Here is an 18,135-nt window from a genome sequence, read left to right as displayed (position 1 = left end):
CTGCGGATCAGCGGCGGACGCGGAGGCGGGCTTGCCCGCCGCAGCGGCCGTCCGCTGCAGCCGCTTGTTCGAGGGCGCGAAGCGCCCGAGAACAGGCGGATGGCAATCCGCAGCGCCGTTCGCGGGACGCGCAGCGTCCCGCGAACGGCGCGAGTCACCGGACATCGGAAGACGCGCTCGGCGCGGCTTTCGATGGTACGGTGAACTCGGCTTGTTGTGCATCCTTCCTTCTTTCTTCGGGCATGGCATCATTGAGACGATTGTCATCAATGATGGCCGAAGCCTTTGATTTTATCTCGTGGGCTGCTTCCGCGTCGTCGAGAGCGAGGGCAACTTCGATCAATTTAAGGCTCTCTTCGACGAAGTTGTTCTCGTTATACGCTTTAAAGTGCTCTCCGAAGTTCTTGCCGCCATACATGGCCTTCTTCATTTCATACATCTGCTTCACTTTGCCCCATTCACGAATGGGGTTGCCAATGTACTTTCGGGCAAGATCGTAGGCTTTCTCCTTGATTACCGCATCTTTCGCAACGTCCCAGCATTCCTTCGCCAAATCAGCCTGATCTTTGTCGAGTGTTCGAAACAAATCAACCGTCTTGATATCCTGGCCAAGAGTTCTGTTGAGAGCCATCACGTCATGAAAGAGGTTGCGATTCCCTTTGTTCTGAACGAAGAGATCCGTCTTGTAGTCTCGGGTTGTCTTGAGGGCAGTGAGCGCAGGCGGATAGACATCTCCGAGTTGTTTCCAGTAGGACAGTGCAAATGAAAGGCGCACTCCATACATGGAAGGTTGATGTTCAAGTGCGTGGTCGTGGAACCATATGAAGCGCTCCAATGCTTCCTCATGCTTTCCATCCCGAACCAAGGTTTGTGTGTCGTTCAGATATTTCCGCATGTCTTCAGCATGCGCCGTCAACGACGCCATCATGGTGAGTACCATTGCCACGATGCAGTTCTTCATTCATCTCTCCTTTGCACAACGGCGCTGCTGATCAGCGGCGGACGCGGAGGCGGGCTCGCCCGCCGCAGCGAACCGTCCGCTGCATCCGCGTGTTCGAGGGCGCGAAGCGCCCGAGAACAGGCGGATGGCAATCCGCGGCGCCGTTCGCGGGATGCGCAGCGTCCCGCGAACTTGTCCATCTACTCAATCTCTGTTTGCGAAGAGCATCGCGCCTTTCTCGGCAGCGTAGCGCCGGAAGGATGTTATGTCAATCTTTTTCTCCTTGCAGCCGGAGAGGATATTGACGCTATCTGCTTCGGAGCGTGCCATAACAACGGCTGCGCCGCGGTGATGGAGATTGGGGCATACCACGGGTATTTCGTCATGACTGATGCCGGGGGGCGGTTCAGGATTGCGCTGACGGGTATTCTGGATTCTTGCGCATGAAGGAGTCGGTGCTTCTCACGCACCGGCCGTACCGGGGTATTCAGCGTTCACGGGCGGGCGCGCTCCGGACCCGGGCCACGAGCATGCGCGCCAGGGTGCCGGCCATCCCCGCCACCGTGAGCGGGGGGCAGACCACCTGAACCCTACCCTTCCGCACCGCTTCGACGACGCTTTTAGGGTTCCTCTCCGCCTCGACCAGGGAATAGGCGCGGCCGAACTGCGACCTGAAGTGCGCGTCAGAGGTGCCTACCATCGGGATGCCGTACCGGCGCGAGAAGCTCTCGCTCCTCCGATTCAGGGCGAAGAGGCGGGAGTGGAAGTGCGACGACTCGACGGCGTCGAAGAGGTGGCGGTGCGTCTCGAGATCGCTCCCGAGGCACACGGGGGCGCGGTGGAAAGGGTGCGGGGCGATGACCAGCGACGACTCACCCCGGACGGCCGCGAGATCCTCGAACCTCGGGAAGCTTCTTGCGAGGTTCGCCCCGCGAAGCGGGGAGTTCACGACAAGGACGTGCTTTTTCCCCGCCACGGAGAGCTCGACGCCGGGGAGGAGCAGGATTCCCTTGCGTTCCGCGTACGCGGCGAGTTGCTCGTCCCAGGTCACCGTGTTGTGGTTGGTGATCGAGAGGACGCCGTAGCCGAGCCGGGAGGCCGTGTCGATGAGTTCCAGGGCGGAATGCTCGACCGGATCCTCCGGATCCTCGGAGGTGTGAACGTGGAAGTCCGCTTTGAGCAGCATCTGCTGTCCGGGGTCCTAAGGGGCTTTGGGGTCAAATCTTGCCATTTGCGTTTTGGGGGTCAGGTCCCCGTTGTTGACCATCGCCTTCGCGGAACCCGCGATGCCGGGCCGGTTCGAGCTGCTGGCGGCAATCAGCCCAACGCTGAAGACAGGCGATCAGGGATTCGATCCCGTAGCGCGATCAGAACGCGTAGACCAGCGCCACGCCGCCGAAGATCTCGTCCTCGCTGGTCCAGGCGCCGGTCTTGGAGTCGAGGTTCTGCGCGTCGAGGGCGTAGCGGATGAACGGCTCGGCGATGATCTTCGACTCCCCGAGGACACCCCACAGGCACCGGTCGAGGCCGAGCCCCCCGCCGAGGTCGAGGATGAGCGGGAGGGCGAGGCCGAACTCCGCGTCCTGGAGGCCGTCCTTGAGGCCGGGGAGGACGTTCTCCCGGTCGATCGCCCATATCTGCGAGTCGAGCTTCAGGCAGCGCAGGACGCCGCAGGTCTTCTCCGGCACGGCGTCGGGGAACGGCACGATCAGGTTGAACTCGACGTTGTGCCACCACCAGCTGTTCGGGTAGCCGTGGAATCCGAACTTGTCGTTCGTGAGCGTGAAGCGCTTGCTCGAGTAGGCGCTGTAGGCGCCGTAGTGGACGGCGAACGGGATCGCCGTGACCGGCTCCTTGAATCCCGGAAGGGAGAGAGGCGTGAACGTCGGGACCGAGTTGAATCCCGCGCGGAGCATCAGCTCCTCGAAGTCGCGATCGTGGTCGTCGAAGGGGGGAAGGCCGTAGTGCTCGTAGCCGATGTCGAGGTCGAGGTACCTGTAAAAACGGTTCTCGAGGACGGCCATCACCTTCCACCGGTCGACGTTCTCGTGCCCGGACTTCAACGAGTAGGCGCCGGCGACCATCGTGTGCAGCTTCACCTCCCAGATGTCGCGCTTGTGTTGCGCATCGTACGGGGTCAGGTCGAACTTCATATCCCCGCCGAGGAGGTAGGCCGGGTCGTTGTTGCCGAACCAGTCGATGCCCCGCCAGACATCGCGCGAGGTGAAGATATTGGCGACGGAGAAGGCGGCGCGCTTCTTCGCCGCCCGCACCAGGCCCTCCAGACCGCCGGTCTCCGGCGCCGCCTCCGGTTCCTCTGGATGCGCGGGCACGCCCGCCAGCGCGTCCTGTCCCGTCTCGGCGTCGAACGACGCCTCGTCCTGCGCCGGGGCGACGAACGGCAGGAAGAGCGCCGCCGCGGCAAGGGCGGCGGTCCATGCGGTGACGCGCATTGCATTCCCTCCTCTCGAAGCGAATGTTCACGAACAGACGACCCGGCCCCCGGTCTAGAGCGAGAAGAGGCGCCTGAGCTCGAGGGCGAGGAGCAGCCGCGAGATCCCCCAGAAGAGCACGTACCAGGCGATGAGGAGCGGGAGGATGACCGGGTTCGTGATCACGAGGATGCCGATGATGATGTCGATGAGGCCCAGGAGCGTGAGGAAGAAGGTCCCCCGCGGGGCGCGGAACGAGTCGACGATCTCACCCGTCCCCGAGATCAACAGGAACGCGGCGACGACCAGGTAGACGATGCCGAGGCCGAGACTCCAGATGAGGATGACCGCCAGGGCGCCGAGCAGCACGGTGCCGATCCCCGTCATCGTGGCGCGAACCCTGAAGTAGCCCGCGGCCTCGCTGGAGACCCAGCAGATGATGAAGAGAGAGAGGAGCGCCTTGAAGACGACGAATGCCGACTGCATCAGCACCACCGTCCCGCCCGGATAGAGGAGCATCAGCGCCCCCAACACGATCCCCAGCACCGCGGCAGCGATCATCTGCCCGGTCGCCGCCTTTACGATGTCGCGCATCCCGTCCCTCCCCTGTTGCGGTTGTCCGCTCCTGCACCTGCCGTCAAGTATGTCAGGCGTGCGCGCGGAAGTCAATCGCCCGGACGCTGCATGCAAGGTATTGCGGCGCGGTTCGTTGGGCGGATATTCTTCCCCCAGAGGCACAGGGGGCGGATTTCCGCCTGATTGTCCCCGGGCGTAAGAGTCACCTACAACGCCCGCTAGTACGAGACGCTGAGGAGGCAGAGGCCGCAGGCGGGGGCTGTCGGGAAGGCCACGGAACGGTCGCGCGCGGCGAGTATCGCCGCGACCTCCGACGGGGGCGCCTTTCCCCGCCCGACGGCGATCAGCGTCCCGACGATGGAGCGGACCATCTTGTACAGGAAACTCGCCGCCTCGATCTCGATGGTCACGAGATCCTCTCTCCGCTCGATCGCGAGCGCCTGGACGGTCCTGATCGGGAGATCCTCCTTCCCGGAGTTGCACCTGAACGAGGAGAAGTCGTGCGTTCCGACGAGGCAGCGCGCCGCCTCCCGCATCGCCCGCTCGTCGAGGGGACGCGGGACGTGAAGGACGGTCCGCCGCCCGAGCGCGGGACGGACGGGGCGATTGAGGATGGAGTACCGGTATTTCTTGCGCACCGCGCTGAAGCGGGCGTGGAATGAGGCGGCCGCCTCCTCGGCGGAGAGGACGGCGATGTCGGGCGGAAGGAGGGCGTTCAGGGCCCGGGCGATCGTCGCGGCGGGGAGAAGGCTCGGGGTGCGGAAGCTCGCCACCTGCCCGGCGGCGTGCACCCCCGCGTCGGTCCTCCCCGCGCCGGCGACGCGCACCGCCGCGCCGGTGATCTGGCGGAGGGCCGATTCGATCTTCCCCTGGACGGTGGGGCCGTCGGGCTGCAGTTGCCAGCCGCGGTAGTCCGTGCCGTCGTACTCGATCAGCAACCGGATGGTGCGGTCGTTCCCCATATCGGTCCACAGCCGGGCATAGACTCTAGCGCGTCCCGGCGTTGAATCCTTTTCCGTGCAGGCAGTTCAAGCGGTTCAAACAGATCAAACGGCTGTCCGCGGGCGGGCTGAAGTCCGCCCTTCTCTCTATCCTTACTCATCCGCGGGCGGACTGATGTCCGCCCTGGGGAATGGATGGGATGCAGCGCTCGTCCACGGGCGGACTGAAGTCCGCCATTTTCTCTATCCTCGCTCATTCGCGGGCGGACTGATGTCCGCCCTGGGGAATGGATGGAATGCAGCGCTCGTCCATGGGCAGGCTGAAGTCCGCCCTGGGGAAAGGATGGAACGCAGCGTCAATCAGCGGCCGCGCGCCTATCCGTTTTTGATCAGGAGTTCCGCGATCTGCACCGCGTTCAGGGCGGCCCCCTTGAGGAGCTGGTCGCCGGCGATGAACAGGTCGAGGCCGTTGGGCTGGGAGATATCCTCCCGGATGCGACCGACGAGGACCTCGTCCCGCCCGCTCGCCGTCAAGGGCATCGGGTAGCGCTTCCGCTCCGGCTCGTCCACGACGCACACCCCGGGGGCCTTCGCCAGGATCCGGCGCGCCTCCTCCGCGGAGAGCTTGCGCTCCGTCTCGATGTTCACCGCCTCCGAATGCGCCCGCAGGATCGGCACCCGCACGCAGGTCGCGGTCACCCGGATCGTCTCGTCCCCGAAGATCTTGCGGGTCTCGTGGACCAGCTTCATCTCCTCCTTCGTGTACCCGTTGGGGAGGAACACGTCCACATGCGGGAACAGGTTGAAGGCGATCTGCTGCGGGAGGACGGAGACGTTCGCCTCCCTCCCCTCCTCGATCTCCCGGACCTGACGGCGGAGTTCCGCCATCGCGCCCGCCCCCGCCCCCGAGGCCGCCTGGTAGGTGGCCGCCACGATCCGCACGATGCGGGCCGCCCGGTGGAGCGGCCAGAGCGGCACGGCGAGGATGCTCGTCGAGCAGTTGGGGTTGGCGACGATCCCCTTGTGCTCCCGCACCTTCTCCGGGTTCACCTCGGGGACGACGAGGGGGACGTCGGGATCCATCCGGAAGGCGCTCGAGTTGTCCACGACGACCGCCCCGGCCTTCACCGCCGCCGGGGCGAACTCCTTGCTGCGCGCCGCCCCCGCGCTGAAGAGCGCGATCTCGACCCCCGCGAACGAATCCGCCGTGAGTTCCTCGACCGGGATATCCTCTCCGGCGAAGCGCAACCGCTTCCCCGCCGACCGCGCCGAGGCGAGCAGCCGCAGTTTCCCCACGGGGAAGTTCCTCGCCGCGAGGGTGCGGAGCATCTCCGTCCCCACGACCCCCGTCGCGCCGGCGATTGCCACCGTGTATCGTCGCGCCATACTCTTCGTCCTCTCCCCCGTCAGCCGCGCACCAGGGACGCGACCAGGTCCCCGACCGCGTCGGTCCCCATCCCCATTTTGCCGGCCGAGAGGCACCTGATTCTGGTCGAGACCGCCTTCATCACGGCCTCCTCGACGGCGCGCCCCGCCTCCTTCTCCCCCAGGAAATCGAGCATCATCCCGCCCGCGGAGATCGCCGCGAGGGGGTTGATGACGTTCTTCCCGGTGTACTTGGGCGCCGAGCCGCCGATCGGCTCGAACATGGAGGTGCCGGATGGGTTGATGTTGGCCCCGGCCGCGATCCCCATCCCGCCCTGGATCATCGCGCCGAGGTCGGTGATGATGTCGCCGAACATGTTCGTCGTCACGATCACGTCGAAGAACTCGGGGCTCTTCACCATCCACATGCAGGTGGCGTCCACGTGCGCGTAGTCCCGCTGCACGTCCGGGTACTCCGCCCCCACCTCGTCGAAGACGCGCTGCCAGAGGTCGTGCGCGTAGGTCAGCACGTTCGTCTTCGCGCAGAGGGTGAGCTTCTTCCTCTTCCGGGTCCTGGCGAGCTCGAAGGCGTACCGGACGCAGCGCTCCACCCCCTTGCGGGTGTAGATCATCTCCTGCAGCGCCACCTCGTCCGGGGTCCCCTTCTTGAGGAACCCCCCGATCCCCGCGTAGACGTCCTCGGTGTTCTCCCGGACCACGACGAAGTCGATCTCCGCGGGCCCCTTGTTCTTCAGCGGGGTCTCGACGCCCGGATAGAGTCTGATCGGCCTCAGGTTGATGTACTGGTCGAGCTCGAAGCGCAGCCGCAAGAGGATCCCCTTCTCGAGGATGCCGGGCTTCACGCCCGGGTGGCCGATGGCGCCGAGGTAGACGACCTTGAACCCGCGGAGCTCGTCGACGGCCCCGTCGGGGAGCGTCTCGCCCGTCTTGAGGTAGCGCTCCCCTCCGAAGTCGTACTCCCGGGTCGTGATCTCGAACCCGAACCGCTCCGCGGCGGCCCGCACGACCTTGAGCCCCTCCCGAATCACCTCCGGCCCCGTCCCGTCGCCGGGGATGACCGCGATCTCGTGGTTCCGTGCCATCTCCCCTCCCTACCGTTGCTTTTCCCCGATCCGTTTCTTCACGTACGCCATCAACCCCCCCGCCTTCACGAGCTCCTGCATGAACGGCGGGATGACCGCCGCCCGGTACGTCTCCTTCCGGGTGAGATTTGCGATCTTTCCGGCATCGGCGTCTATCTCGACCTCATCCCCGGCGGCGACCGCCGCGCTTGCCTCGGGCGACTCGAAGATCGGGAGGCCGATGTTGAACGCGTTCCGGTAGAAGATCCTGGCGAAGGAGGAGGCGATCACCGCCGCCACCCCCGCGGCCTTGATGCAGATCGGCGCGTGCTCGCGGGAGGAGCCGCAGCCGAAGTTCTTCCCCGCGACGAGCAGATCCCCCGGGCGCACCCTCTTCGCAAAATCGCGGTCGGCGTCCTCCATGCAGTGCGCCGCGAGCGCGGCGGGATCGATGGTGTTCAGGTACCGCGCGGGGATGATCTCGTCGGTGTTGACGTCGTCGCCGAACTTCCACGCCGCCCCTCTGATCTTCATGCCTTCCTCTTGGTGCCCGGAGCCCGCACGCAGGGCGCCCCGCCCCCTATCGCAGTCCTTCCGCGCCACCGTCCGGTCCGCGAGCATCCAGGTCGCGCCGCGGCCGCATCAAGGCGCGTTCCGCCTCTCCGCGGCGAAGCTCACAGGGCGTCCGGCCCGACGATGCGCCCCGCGACCGCGCTCGCCGCGGCCACGGCGGGTCCGCTCAGGTACACCTCGCTCGACGGGTGCCCCATCCTCCCGGTGAAGTTGCGGTTCGTCGTCGCGAGCGCCCGCTCGCCCGCGGCGAGCACGCCCATGTGCCCGCCGAGGCACGGCCCGCAGGTGGGCGTGGAGACCGCCCCCTCCGCCTCGACGAACGTCCCCAGCAGCCCCTCCGCGAGGGCCTGCGCGTAGATCGCCTGCGTCGCCGGGATGACGATGAGCCGCACGCGCGGGTGCACCTTCCGCCCCTTCAGGATCCCCGCCGCGATCCGGAGGTCCTCGATCTGCCCGTTCGTGCAGGAGCCGATCACCACCTGGTCGATGCGGACGTCGCCGATCTCGCTCACCCCGCGCGCGTTCTCCGGGAGCGGCGGGAGGGCGACCTGCGGCTCGACGGCGGCGGCGTCGATCTCGATCACCCGCTCGTAGGAGGCGTCCGGGTCGCTCGCGTACAGGCGCGGCGCGCGCTCCGCCCGCCCGCGGACGTACTCGTCGGTGACCGCGTCGGGGGCGACGATCCCGCACTTGCCGCCCGCCTCGATCGCCATGTTGCAGATGGAGATCCGGTCGTGCATCGGGAGCGCCTCGATCGTCTCGCCGCAGAACTCCATCGCCCGGTAGAGCGCCCCGTCGACCCCCACCTCGCCGATCGTGCGGAGGATCAGATCCTTGCCCCCCACCCACCTTCGCAGCGCCCCCCGGTAGACGAACCGGATGGAGTTCGGCACCCGCAGCCACACCTCCCCGGTCGCCATTGCCGCGGCGAGATCGGTGCTCCCGACCCCCGTCGCGAAGGCGCCGAGCGCCCCGTAGGTGCAGGTGTGGCTGTCTGCGCCGATCACGAGGTCGCCGGGGACGACGATCCCCTTCTCGGGGAGGAGGGCGTGCTCGATCCCGGCGCGGCCCACGTCGAAGTAGTGCGTGAGCCCCTGTTCCCGGGCGAACTCCCTGAGGAGCTTCGCATGCTCGGCCGACTTGATGTCCTTGTTGGGGGTGAAATGGTCGGCCACGAGGACGACGCGCGCCGGGTCGAAGACGCGCCGGGCGCCCGCCTCCCTGAACTCTTGGATCGCGATCGGGGCGGTGATGTCGTTGCCGAGGGCGATGTCCACCGAGGCCATCACGATCTCGCCCGGCGATACCGACCCCTTCCCCGCGTGCGCCGCGAGGATCTTCTCGACGATGGTCATTCCCATTGCCGCCCCTCTCCGCGCCCGGTTCGGACGCGTTTCGGGAGGAGTATATCCGATGCAGAGCTTGAAAGCAATTGACTTCCCCCGGGCGGGCGGGGATAATGTCGCCTGCGGCGATGGTCGGCCCTGCGCAGGCCGCGCCGCGCGACGCCGTGGGGCTGTAGCTCAGCTGGGAGAGCGCTTGAATGGCATTCAAGAGGTCAGGGGTTCGACTCCCCTCAGCTCCACCATCCTTCCCATCCCGCCTCGCCGTCTCCCCGACGCCGCCACCGGCATGAGGACGTCTTTCGGTTCCCGCGGGCGGAGCGGCGCGGCATGAAGGTCGTCGTCATGGGGCTTCCCCAGACGGGGAAGAAGACCCTCTTCGAGCTGCTCGCACGCCGCCCCCTCTCAGCCGCGGAGCTGTCGTTTCACAAGCCGGTCGTCGGCATCGTCGAGATCCGCGACCCGCGCTTCGACCGCCTCGTCTCCCTTTACCGTCCGGAAAAGATTGCGCGGGCGCGGATCGAGATCGAGCTTCTGCCGGCGCTCAACAGGGAGGATCTGGCCAAGGGGACGGTCTTCAAGAGGATCGCGGAGGCCGACGCGATCTGCCATGTGGTGCGCGGATTCGAGGACGACACGGTCTACCATGTCGACGGGGCGCCGGACGCCCGCAGGGACATCGCCGCCGTGAACGCGGAGCTGATCCTTCACGACCTCGTATTCGCCGACACGAGGCTCGGCAGGATCGAGCACGCCCTGAAGAAGAAGGCCGACGACGCCGCCCTCCGCGAGAAGGTTCTGCTCGAAAAAATCAAGGCCCACCTCGAAGGCGAACGCCCCCTGCGGACCCTCCCCCTCTCGCCGGAGGAGCGACGGATGATCTCCGGCTACCCGTTCATCACCGGGATGCAGATGATCGTCGCCCTGAACGTCTCCGAGAAGGCGATCCTGGACCGCGGGCCGCTCGATCAGATCGCCGCGCAGTGCCGCGCCGCCGGCATCCACGCGATGGCCGTCTCGGCCAAGGTGGAGGCGGAGATCGCCCGCCTGGAATCGGAGGAGGAGCGGGCGGCGTTCCTCGATGCGTCGGGGATCGCCGAGCCCGCCGTCGACGCCCTCACGCGGCTCCTCCTCTCGGCACTCGACCTCGTCTCGTTCTTCACCGTCGGCCCGGACGAGGTGCGCCAGTGGCTCGTGCGGCGCGGCTCCGCGGCGCCGGCGGCGGCGGGGGTCGTGCACTCCGACATGGAGCGCGGCTTCATCCGGGCGGAGGTGATCAGGTACGACGACCTCGCCGCGCTGGGGAGCGAGAACGCGGTCAAGGAGGCGGGGAAGGAGTACCTCAAGGGGAAGGAGTACGTCGTGCAGGACGGCGACATCCTCGCGATCCGCTTCAGCGTCTGACCGTCCCGCCGCCCCGCTCCGCCGCCTCCAGCTCCGCCGACCTGTCCCCCCCGAGGTCCATCGTCCCGAACGCGCTTCCCGGCTCCGGGAGGACGAGGAGGAAGCGGGTGCACGGGTCCAGCTCGGCGACGCCGGATTCGACCCTGAAATCGAGGACGTGCCCCCCGAAGGCCCTGTCGTCGGAGAGGAAGTGCAGGTGGTATCCGGGGGCGGTAACCCTGCCGGCATAGGCCGGCGAGCGGAAGCCGAGGAGCGTGCCCGAAACCTGCTCCCTCCCGAAGACCGGCTGCGATTTCGTCACCTCCACGAGCGGCGGGTACGGTTTCTTTTGCGCGGGGACGCTCCGCGTCCTCACCGCGGAGAAGCGCCCCCGCATTCGGATCGCGCAGAAGAGGTTCGCGTCCGGGAAGGCGCGGTCGAGGAGCGCCTCCAGATCGGCGGGCCCGGCGCCGGGGGCGACCGGGACGGCGCGGGTCGGGGAGAACCGGGTCACCATCGCGAAGGGGGTCGTCTCCGAGCCCGGCGCCTCACGCACACTCCCGTCGGCCCGCACCTGGTGGACGACGCCGTCGAGCATCGCCATCTCCCCGTCGAGCCGGTCGAAGGTCCCGAGTCCGAAATCCCCGTGCCTGCGCCGCGCCGCGCAGGAGAGCTGCCCGTCGTAGGCCCCGGCGAGCAGGGCGTCGATGACGCACACCTGCGTGATCGTGTGCGCGGGGGGGCGGAGGCATCCGGAAGAAACAATCGCCGCCACGAGAAGGAGCGCCGCGGCCAGGCGCGGGCGGGGGCTCATACGTAGTATCTCTTGACGAACAGCGCGATGGCGTCCACCTCGGCGTCGGTCGCCGCGATGAACCCCATCCTGATCCGGTGAAGGCCGCGCGCATCCTCGCACGGCGCCGCGTCGACCACCTCCCCTCTCAGGACGACGGGCGCGTCCCCGGGCTGCAACACGAATTCGATCTCGATCGGCATCCCCGGGGGGAGGCGCTCGCCCCACTCGAAGAGCACGCCGTCCGCGGATGCGCCGCCGTGCTTCTCCTCGGGGACGATCGGCTCGCGCACGGGGATCGGGCGGTGCTTCTCGATCTCGATGCTGACGACGCTCGCGGCGGGGCCGTGCGCGGGGAGCGTCCGGCACTTCAGCGCGGCCCAGGACGGGATGCGGAGGTAGTGCCCGTGCATCCTCGGTTTTCTGCGCGGCCTGTCCCTCATCACGGCTCCGGTCGGTCGGTGCAGCGGTGCATTGTATGGCGACGGGGGGCGCGTGTCCAGAGAATAGACGCCCCCTGGTCAGCGCCGGTCGCCGCGCTCGATCTCCTCCCGCACCCTCCGGTACACCCGCGCGTCCTGCTCCGAGAAGCAGACGTAGCGGATCTCGTCGAAATCGCCCTCGGAAACCTTTCCCTGCCGGAGGGCGATCCGGGCGGCGTCCTCCAGCGGATAGCGGTACACGCCGGTGCTGATGCAGGGGAAGGAGATGGTTCGGAGCCGGTGCTGCCGGGCGAGGAGAAAGCATCGGGCGTACGCGGAGGCGAGCAGCTCCGCTTCGCCGCGCGACCCGCCCCGCCAGACCGGTCCGACGGCGTGGATGATCTTCTTCGCCGCGAGGTTTCCCGCCCCAGTGACGACCGCCCCGCCGGTCGGGCACCCCCCGATTTCCCGGCACTCCCGCATGACGGAGGGGCCCGCCGCCCGGTGGATGGCGCCGTCGACCCCGCCGCCCCCGCGCAGGCCGCTGTTGGCGGCGTTGACGATCGCCTCCGTATCCTCCCGCGTGATGTCCCCGAGCACGATGGTGATCACGGCCTACTCCCCCACGATCTTCACGAGCACCCGCTTCCTCCGCCTTCCGTCGAATTCCCCGTAGAAGATCCGCTCCCACGGGCCGACGTCGAGCTTCCCGCGCGTAACCGCGACCACGACCTCCCGCCCCATGACCGTCCGCTTGAGGTGCGCGTCCGCGTTCTCCTCCCCCGTGTCGTTGTGCCGGTAGCGGGAGACGGGCGCGTGCGGGGCGAGCGACTCGAGCCACGCCTCGAGGTCCTCGTGGAGCCCCCGTTCGTCGTCGTTCACGAAGACGCTCGCGGTGATGTGCATGGCGTTCACGAGGCAGAGCCCCTCGCGGATTCCGCTCTTCCGCAGGCACTCCTCGACGAGGGGTGTGATGTTGATGAACTCACGCCGGCGCTTCGTATCGAACCAGAGGTGCTCGGTGAACGATTTCACGCCGCCCCTCCCCTCCCTTCGGGGCCCTCACGCCAGAGCCGCTGGATCGGGTAGGTCGGGTGCCGCCGGAACCGCCGGGCGACGCGCCCGACCTCCTCCCCCCTCAGCCCCTCGAGCCCGGTCGAGCCCCTCCCCTCCTCGGCAAGGTAGTGGAGGTAGCCGACCTCGGCCGGCTCGAACCCCATCAGGCGCGCCGTCACCCCGTCGGCCTTCAGCGCGTCCGCGGACGCCACCGCCGCCTTCAAATCCACCAGCTCCCCGTCGATCGGCCCGTTCCCCTCCATCCCCTCCCACGCGTCGATCACCACGAGGTCCGGCCAGGCCTCGCGGGCCACCGCGGCGACGTTGCGGTGGATCACCCGGACGGCGTTGAGGTACGCCGTCGAGCGGGCGAAGACGGCGTTCACGAGCCACGGCGCCCTCCTCCGCATCCAGGCGATCCAGGCGGTCGGGATCCTGCCGATGACGGAGCCGGCGTCCGGGGCGCTCGGGGTGCGGAGGCCGTGGATCATCGACTTGTCCTCCTGCCGCAGCAGCCCCATCATGTTCTTGATCCCCGCCGTGAGGATGGCGTAGTTGTGGGTCTTGGGGAGGTTGAGGGAGATACGGTAGTCGAAGTCGCGGACGACCGCCGCCAGGCCGACCGTCTCCGGCCCGGCGATCGAGCGGACGGGGACCGGGAGGTAGTCGCGGCACTCCTCGATCGGCACGAGCGACAGGTTCGGGTACTCCCGCGCGAGAGCCGTGAAGCCGAACGTCTCGAAGAGGTCGCGCGTGAGGCATCGCTCGTAGTAGGCGCTCCCGCTCCCCTCGACGACCGCGATCTCCTTCCCCGCGAGGCCGCCGGGGAGGGAGGAGATGAAGTCCATGATCCCCCGGACGGCGTCCGCGTGGGAGTTCGCGCGGGCCGCGCGCGTGGCTGTTAGGTTCGGCTTGACGAGGACGCGGCGCGCCGCGGCGAGGGGGGCGCAGTCGTCACGCACGAGATCGAGGGCGCGCCGCACGTTGTCGCGCCTGCACCCCCCGGCGACAAGGCCGACCGGTCTCATCTCACTCCGCCCCCCGGGCTCACCACCGTCACGTCCCCGATCTCGGCGCCCATGAAGACCCTGCCGATCTCCCTGAACCGCTCCGGCATGTCGCTCACGAAGTAGCGGACCCGCCCCGCCCTCCCGGGCGGCGGGTGCGCCCCTGCCCCGCGGCGGACCGCCTCGGCGCAGGAGCGGCCCGAGTCGACCAGCGCCACGCCGTCGCCCATCACGAGGCGGATCGTCGCCGCGAGGACCGGGTAGTGGGTGCAGCCGAGTATCAACACGTCGATCCCGGTCTCTCTGAGGGGCAGCAGGTAGTCGCGGGCGATCTCGACCGTCGCGGGCCTGTCGAGCCACCCCTCCTCCGCGAGGGGGACGAACAGCGGGCAGGCCCGCTGGTGCACGGAGAGGGACGGGTCGAGGGCCTTGAGCGCGCGTTCGTAGGCGCCGCTGCGGACCGTGGCGTGCGTGCCGATGACCCCGATCCTGCCGCTGCGGGTGAGCTCCGCGGCCGTGCGCGCGCCCGGGACGATCACGTCGTGCAGCGGGACGGCGAACTCGGCCCGCAAGGCCTCGAGGGCGAGCGCCGAGGAGGTGTTGCAGGCGACGACGATCCTCCCCACGCCCTGGCCGAGCAGGAAGCGGCAGCTCTCCCGGGAAAAGCGGGTGACGGATTCCCGGGACTTGCTCCCGTACGGCACCCGCGCGGTGTCGCCGAAGTAGACGATCCCCGCGTCCGGCAGCAGCCGCCGGAGATGCCGCACGACCGTGAGGCCCCCGAGCCCCGAGTCGAAGACGCCGATCGGCGTGTCCATACGCATACGTTGCCGCAGAGGGTGCAGGGCCCGCGTCGGCGCGGATCCGCACGGTGATGCCCGGCGTGACGCGCACGGACGATCCGCGGATATCCGTGCCGGTCCGCTGGCCGATCAGGCCGATCCTCGCCCCGCGGCCGGATTCAGCTTCCCCGTCCCCGCTCCGATCCGCGCGGTTCCGACGAACGCTTCGTGCAGACGAAACAGAACGCCGGAGGGATGTTCCGGGGTTCGAAGCCCAGTCGCACGTCGTCGAAGATCCCGAGGAGCATCCGCCGCAGGATCAACGAGTACTGGTAGGCGATGAACTTCCCGCCGGGCTTGAGGGCGGCATAGGCGGCGCGGAGTATCCGCTCCCGGAGGGCCGACGGGATCGTCGTGAACGGGAGCCCGGAGAAGATGTAGTCGGCCCCGTCGTACCCGCGGGCGCGCAGGTGCCGCTCGACGTGCTCGGCGCTGTCGTTGACGAGCAGCAGCCGCGGGTGCGGCAGTTCGCGTTGCAGCATCTCCACGAAATCCTGGTTGATCTCGAACGCCATGAGGCGCGCGCCGGCCGGGAGCGCGTCGAGGATCATCCGCGTGAGGCAGGCCGTGCCGGGGCCGAATTCCACGACGCAACCGGTCTCGGGCAAATCCGCCGCTCCCAGGAGACGCCTGCACAGCCACCGGCTGCTGGGCGTCACCGAGCCCACCTGCCGCGGGCTCCTGATGAAGTTGAGGAAAAAGCGGATGCGGCTCATTGCGAAGCGGCCCCCCCCCCCACGGTGGGACTCGAACGCGGGGTGACGATGTAGACCGGCTTTTTGGGCTTGCCGAACTCCGGATTCCACGCCCTCCGGATGAACGACGACGCCTCGCGGGGGCCCCCGAACGGTCCCTTGATCTCGAGCTCGTAGCCGCCCTCGCGCGCCTGCCTCCTCGCCCGGTTCATCGCGATCCAGGACCCCACCACCTCTTCGTGCGGCTCCTGGTCCGCCGGGCGGTGCCGCAGGGCGTAGAAACTCCCCTCCCCCTCGGAGAAGCTGTACTCCTCCCCCTCAACCGCCGACGGGGAGACAAGAAATGCGGTGATGGCCGCGAGAATCGCAAGGTTCACGGTTTCCCTCCCTTTTTCTTCAGCGTCAGATCGACGGCGTACGTCGCCTCCCCCGGTTGCACCGGGATGGAGACGCGCATATCCTCGTAGCCGTCGGCGGAAATCAGGTAGACAACCCGCGCCGGGCGCGACAGGTCCCGCACCCGGCCCTCGCAGAAATGCACCCCGGTCATCCTGTTCCATGTCGGATGCCGCAGGCGCACGTTCTCCGTGGCCGGTTCCCCGCCGCGGCGGTCGAAGACGGGCCGGATCCGGAGGCGGGGAAGCACCAGCTTGCGGTCGTCGAGGTAGACGACGCGCTCCTCCGGCATGAACGACGAGCCGGGCGCCCGCACCGGGTCGATCCCCTCCGGGAAGACCCGCAGGAGCGTCCCGAACAGCTCTATCCGGTGGAACGACTTTCCGAGCTGCGGCAACAGTCGGCCGCTGAGGAACGAAACGAGGTAGCGGTAGGTCGGGTGCTGCCGGGAGTCGACGCGGCAGAGGCTGAAGTGCGCGTACGGGGCGTAGCGCACCCCCGCACTGCGGTAGCCGATCTCCTCCCCCGCCCCGGTCAGCCATCCGTGGTTGAGGTTGGCGCTGTAGCTCTTCACCAGGCCGTCGTCCTCATCCCTCTGGAATGAGCCGAGCACCTGCGCGAGACCGTCCACCCAAAAGATCCTCCACGCCTCCCCCAGCTTGAGGAACCCCTTCGCCGTGGAGAACGACTGGATCTTCACCGGATCCCCCACGATGCAGAGCGTCGGTATCGCCGCCGCCCGGAGCGTCTCCGCGTCCCCCCCGGCCTCCTCCCGGGCGCCCTTCGGGAGGATGCCGAGGAGCCCCAGCGGATCCAGCGGGTGTTCGGTGTCGAGCCGCCTGAAGGAGGCGATGTTTACCTCGCTGCCGATCTGGTTCTCGCGCACCTGGATGTCGCCGTAGCCGGGCACGCCGCTGCGGAAGAGGGGGAGCGACCTGCGGAAGAGCCGCTCCTGCGGGATGAATCGGTCGCCCGCGATGTTGGCGATCTCGCTCCCGCAGAGCGACCCGGCGACGGAGGTGAAGCTCTTCACCGTCGGCGCGAATCTACCCTCGAGGCGGGCGCGCAGGAGCGTCTCGGCGACGCGCCGCGAATCGTTCGCGTCGACCCCCTCGAGGAATTCGTCCGCCTGGTGGCCGATGTATTTGAGGGAGAGGACCGCGCCGAAGCTGTGGCCGACGAGGTGGATGCGCTCGACGCCTTCGTCCCGCCGCACGTCGCTGATGAAGCCGGCGAGCTCGTTCTTGAACCCCTCCACGCTCTTGGAGTCCTCGACCGTGTCGTACTGGAAGAGGTAGACCTTGAAGTAGATCCCCCCCGGCAACGGGTTCACCGTATCCTCGCGGGCGAGCAGTTCGGGGAGCCTCCCCCACGAGCGCCTCGTCTCCCCGAGCCCGTGGACGAAGACGACGACCTCCTTGCGTCTCCCGTTGGCGGCCCGCGTCGCGGCGTCGGCGGCCTCCTCCCTGGCGAGGCGGTGGTAGTCATCGAGCGAGCGGGCGAGGAAGAACGCGTTCACCTCCCCCGCGGGGGGAAGATCGTTGTCGAGGTACTCGTTCTTGAGCCGTTTGAAGGCGAACTCCGCGCGCTTGCGGGCGAGCCGCACCTCGCGCCGCTCCGCGCCCGGCGTGTCGCGCAGGGCGCGGTACTCCGCGTCGCGCGCGGCGAAGGCCGCGCCGAAATGGTCGCTGCGGGACTTCTGGAAGGCGTACTTGTTGATGTACCGCGTCCAGGTGTACCGATCGCCGACGTAGTAGCGGTGGACCTGGGAAAAGACGTTCCGGAGCTTCTCGAGGTTGTCCCTCGAGGGGCGCCGCTTGTATTCGTAGGCGACCGTGTTCGGCTCGGGGGCGCCCTTGAGGTCCCTGATCTCTATCTGCTCCTCGAGGTTGTTCACCTGCACGCGGAGCCGGTTGTGGTAGATCTCGAACGGGCTCGCGACGCGGTCGCAGAGCGTCTTCTGCTCCACGCTCTCGAAGCCGCCGCGGCGGGCGCCGCATTCCCGGCACAGATTCTGCATCTCCGCGTAGCTCCGCCTGAGCTCGGGCTCGGTCCACGGATCGTCGATCGCCTCCCTCCACATCCGCTCCGCATCGGTGAGCGCGGCGTCGAGCTCCTGCAGGCGCCGTGCCGTGTCGACGCACGGCGCGCGCCCGCCGATCAGGGCGCAGCCATGCGCGGCGAGGAGGAGCAGGAGTGCGGGGATGAACCGTCTTCTCATTTCTATGGTAGTATAGCACACCGTGCGGGGCCGCCTTCCACAACAACGGCCCGCATGCGGGTATGGGG

General features: G+C 68.0%; 19 protein-coding genes and 1 tRNA gene. 2 read left to right on the top strand and 18 right to left on the bottom strand.

The window, feature by feature from the left end; genetic code table 11:
* Positions 1-154 precede the first annotated feature (154 nt).
* The 9 genes from GXY35_04440 to leuC form a co-directional block, all read right to left on the bottom strand.
* The gene (locus tag GXY35_04440) at positions 155-961 is read right to left on the bottom strand and encodes a hypothetical protein (protein NLW93832.1); all 807 of its coding nucleotides are present in this window, start codon (positions 959-961) and stop codon (positions 155-157) included.
* Positions 962-1,427: 466 nt separating this feature from the next.
* Positions 1,428-2,126, bottom strand: coding sequence for a PHP domain-containing protein (locus GXY35_04435; GenBank protein ID NLW93831.1), 699 nt, complete (start codon positions 2,124-2,126; stop codon positions 1,428-1,430).
* A gap of 181 nt (positions 2,127-2,307) precedes the next feature.
* Positions 2,308-3,393, bottom strand: coding sequence for a hypothetical protein (locus tag GXY35_04430; protein ID NLW93830.1), 1,086 nt, complete (start codon positions 3,391-3,393; stop codon positions 2,308-2,310).
* A gap of 54 nt (positions 3,394-3,447) precedes the next feature.
* Entirely contained in the window at positions 3,448-3,966 is a 519-nt protein-coding gene (locus tag GXY35_04425; protein ID NLW93829.1) for a hypothetical protein, read from the bottom strand.
* A gap of 200 nt (positions 3,967-4,166) precedes the next feature.
* Positions 4,167-4,910, bottom strand: coding sequence for a tRNA pseudouridine(38-40) synthase TruA (gene truA, locus GXY35_04420; GenBank protein NLW93828.1), 744 nt, complete (start codon positions 4,908-4,910; stop codon positions 4,167-4,169).
* Between the two features lie 354 nt (positions 4,911-5,264).
* Positions 5,265-6,275: an aspartate-semialdehyde dehydrogenase gene (locus tag GXY35_04415; GenBank protein NLW93827.1), complete on the bottom strand. Its 1,011-nt coding sequence runs from the start codon at positions 6,273-6,275 to the stop codon at positions 5,265-5,267.
* 20 nt (positions 6,276-6,295) lie between these two features.
* Positions 6,296-7,357 (bottom strand): 3-isopropylmalate dehydrogenase, encoded by a 1,062-nt coding sequence (locus GXY35_04410; GenBank protein NLW93826.1) that lies wholly within the window; start codon positions 7,355-7,357, stop codon positions 6,296-6,298.
* A 9-nt stretch (positions 7,358-7,366) separates the two neighbouring features.
* Positions 7,367-7,870 (bottom strand): 3-isopropylmalate dehydratase small subunit, encoded by a 504-nt coding sequence (locus GXY35_04405; GenBank protein ID NLW93825.1) that lies wholly within the window; start codon positions 7,868-7,870, stop codon positions 7,367-7,369.
* Between the two features lie 140 nt (positions 7,871-8,010).
* Positions 8,011-9,270 carry a 3-isopropylmalate dehydratase large subunit gene (gene leuC / locus GXY35_04400; protein ID NLW93824.1) on the bottom strand — a complete coding sequence of 420 codons (1,260 nt, stop codon included), beginning with the start codon at positions 9,268-9,270 and terminating at the stop codon, positions 8,011-8,013.
* Positions 9,271-9,421: 151 nt separating this feature from the next.
* Between leuC and GXY35_04395 the strand changes: the two genes are divergently transcribed.
* Together GXY35_04395 and ychF are read left to right on the top strand one after the other, a co-directional pair.
* Positions 9,422-9,497: transfer RNA gene (locus tag GXY35_04395), tRNA-Ala, on the top strand.
* Between the two features lie 85 nt (positions 9,498-9,582).
* Entirely contained in the window at positions 9,583-10,656 is a 1,074-nt protein-coding gene (gene ychF / locus GXY35_04390; GenBank protein NLW93823.1) for a redox-regulated ATPase YchF, read from the top strand.
* On the opposite strand, the gene budA is transcribed toward ychF, so the two are convergent.
* From budA to GXY35_04345, 9 genes are all read right to left on the bottom strand, one after another.
* Positions 10,646-11,449: an acetolactate decarboxylase gene (budA, locus tag GXY35_04385; GenBank protein NLW93822.1), complete on the bottom strand. Its 804-nt coding sequence runs from the start codon at positions 11,447-11,449 to the stop codon at positions 10,646-10,648. The genes ychF and budA overlap by 11 nt on opposite strands.
* A complete protein-coding gene (locus GXY35_04380; protein NLW93821.1) occupies positions 11,446-11,871 on the bottom strand; it encodes a hypothetical protein in 426 nt (141 codons plus the stop codon). The genes budA and GXY35_04380 overlap by 4 nt, the downstream gene beginning before the upstream one ends.
* A 78-nt stretch (positions 11,872-11,949) precedes the next feature.
* Positions 11,950-12,462 carry an O-acetyl-ADP-ribose deacetylase gene (locus GXY35_04375; GenBank protein ID NLW93820.1) on the bottom strand — a complete coding sequence of 171 codons (513 nt, stop codon included), beginning with the start codon at positions 12,460-12,462 and terminating at the stop codon, positions 11,950-11,952.
* A 3-nt stretch (positions 12,463-12,465) separates the two neighbouring features.
* Positions 12,466-12,885, bottom strand: coding sequence for a YjbQ family protein (locus GXY35_04370; protein ID NLW93819.1), 420 nt, complete (start codon positions 12,883-12,885; stop codon positions 12,466-12,468).
* Positions 12,882-13,934, bottom strand: a complete 1,053-nt coding sequence (locus GXY35_04365; GenBank protein ID NLW93818.1) for a DUF362 domain-containing protein — start codon at positions 13,932-13,934, stop codon at positions 12,882-12,884. Before GXY35_04365 ends, GXY35_04370 begins: the two co-directional genes overlap by 4 nt.
* The gene (locus tag GXY35_04360) at positions 13,931-14,731 is read right to left on the bottom strand and encodes a glutamate racemase (GenBank protein ID NLW93817.1); all 801 of its coding nucleotides are present in this window, start codon (positions 14,729-14,731) and stop codon (positions 13,931-13,933) included. Before GXY35_04360 ends, GXY35_04365 begins: the two co-directional genes overlap by 4 nt.
* Before the next feature lie 143 nt (positions 14,732-14,874).
* Positions 14,875-15,471, bottom strand: a complete 597-nt coding sequence (locus tag GXY35_04355) for a methyltransferase domain-containing protein (GenBank protein NLW93816.1) — start codon at positions 15,469-15,471, stop codon at positions 14,875-14,877.
* Entirely contained in the window at positions 15,468-15,827 is a 360-nt protein-coding gene (locus tag GXY35_04350) for a hypothetical protein (GenBank protein NLW93815.1), read from the bottom strand. Before GXY35_04350 ends, GXY35_04355 begins: the two co-directional genes overlap by 4 nt.
* Positions 15,824-18,067 (bottom strand): alpha/beta hydrolase, encoded by a 2,244-nt coding sequence (locus GXY35_04345; protein ID NLW93814.1) that lies wholly within the window; start codon positions 18,065-18,067, stop codon positions 15,824-15,826. Before GXY35_04345 ends, GXY35_04350 begins: the two co-directional genes overlap by 4 nt.
* Positions 18,068-18,135 lie beyond the last annotated feature (68 nt).

This window comes from Chlamydiota bacterium (assembly GCA_012729785.1).
In the GTDB taxonomy this organism is placed as follows: Bacteria; Auribacterota; Tritonobacteria; order UBA1439; family UBA1439; genus UBA1439.
The sequence above is the reverse complement of the archived record's forward strand: the minus strand, read 5'-3'. Positions and strand labels throughout refer to the sequence as shown.

Bases quoted from the DNA above. Each gene is read 5' to 3' on its own strand.
- GXY35_04440 (NLW93832.1), bottom strand. From the start codon at position 961: ATGAAGAACTGCATCGTGGCAATGGTACTCACCATGATGGCGTCGTTG.
- GXY35_04435 (NLW93831.1), bottom strand. From the start codon at position 2,126: ATGCTGCTCAAAGCGGACTTCCACGTTCACACCTCCGAGGATCCGGAG.
- GXY35_04430 (NLW93830.1), bottom strand. From the start codon at position 3,393: ATGCGCGTCACCGCATGGACCGCCGCCCTTGCCGCGGCGGCGCTCTTC.
- GXY35_04425 (NLW93829.1), bottom strand. From the start codon at position 3,966: ATGCGCGACATCGTAAAGGCGGCGACCGGGCAGATGATCGCTGCCGCG.
- truA (NLW93828.1), bottom strand. From the start codon at position 4,910: ATGGGGAACGACCGCACCATCCGGTTGCTGATCGAGTACGACGGCACG.
- GXY35_04415 (NLW93827.1), bottom strand. From the start codon at position 6,275: ATGGCGCGACGATACACGGTGGCAATCGCCGGCGCGACGGGGGTCGTG.
- GXY35_04410 (NLW93826.1), bottom strand. From the start codon at position 7,357: ATGGCACGGAACCACGAGATCGCGGTCATCCCCGGCGACGGGACGGGG.
- GXY35_04405 (NLW93825.1), bottom strand. From the start codon at position 7,870: ATGAAGATCAGAGGGGCGGCGTGGAAGTTCGGCGACGACGTCAACACC.
- leuC (NLW93824.1), bottom strand. From the start codon at position 9,270: ATGGGAATGACCATCGTCGAGAAGATCCTCGCGGCGCACGCGGGGAAG.
- ychF (NLW93823.1), top strand. From the start codon at position 9,583: ATGAAGGTCGTCGTCATGGGGCTTCCCCAGACGGGGAAGAAGACCCTC.
- budA (NLW93822.1), bottom strand. From the start codon at position 11,449: ATGAGCCCCCGCCCGCGCCTGGCCGCGGCGCTCCTTCTCGTGGCGGCG.
- GXY35_04380 (NLW93821.1), bottom strand. From the start codon at position 11,871: ATGAGGGACAGGCCGCGCAGAAAACCGAGGATGCACGGGCACTACCTC.
- GXY35_04365 (NLW93818.1), bottom strand. From the start codon at position 13,934: ATGAGACCGGTCGGCCTTGTCGCCGGGGGGTGCAGGCGCGACAACGTG.
- GXY35_04360 (NLW93817.1), bottom strand. From the start codon at position 14,731: ATGGACACGCCGATCGGCGTCTTCGACTCGGGGCTCGGGGGCCTCACG.
- GXY35_04355 (NLW93816.1), bottom strand. From the start codon at position 15,471: ATGAGCCGCATCCGCTTTTTCCTCAACTTCATCAGGAGCCCGCGGCAG.
- GXY35_04345 (NLW93814.1), bottom strand. From the start codon at position 18,067: ATGAGAAGACGGTTCATCCCCGCACTCCTGCTCCTCCTCGCCGCGCAT.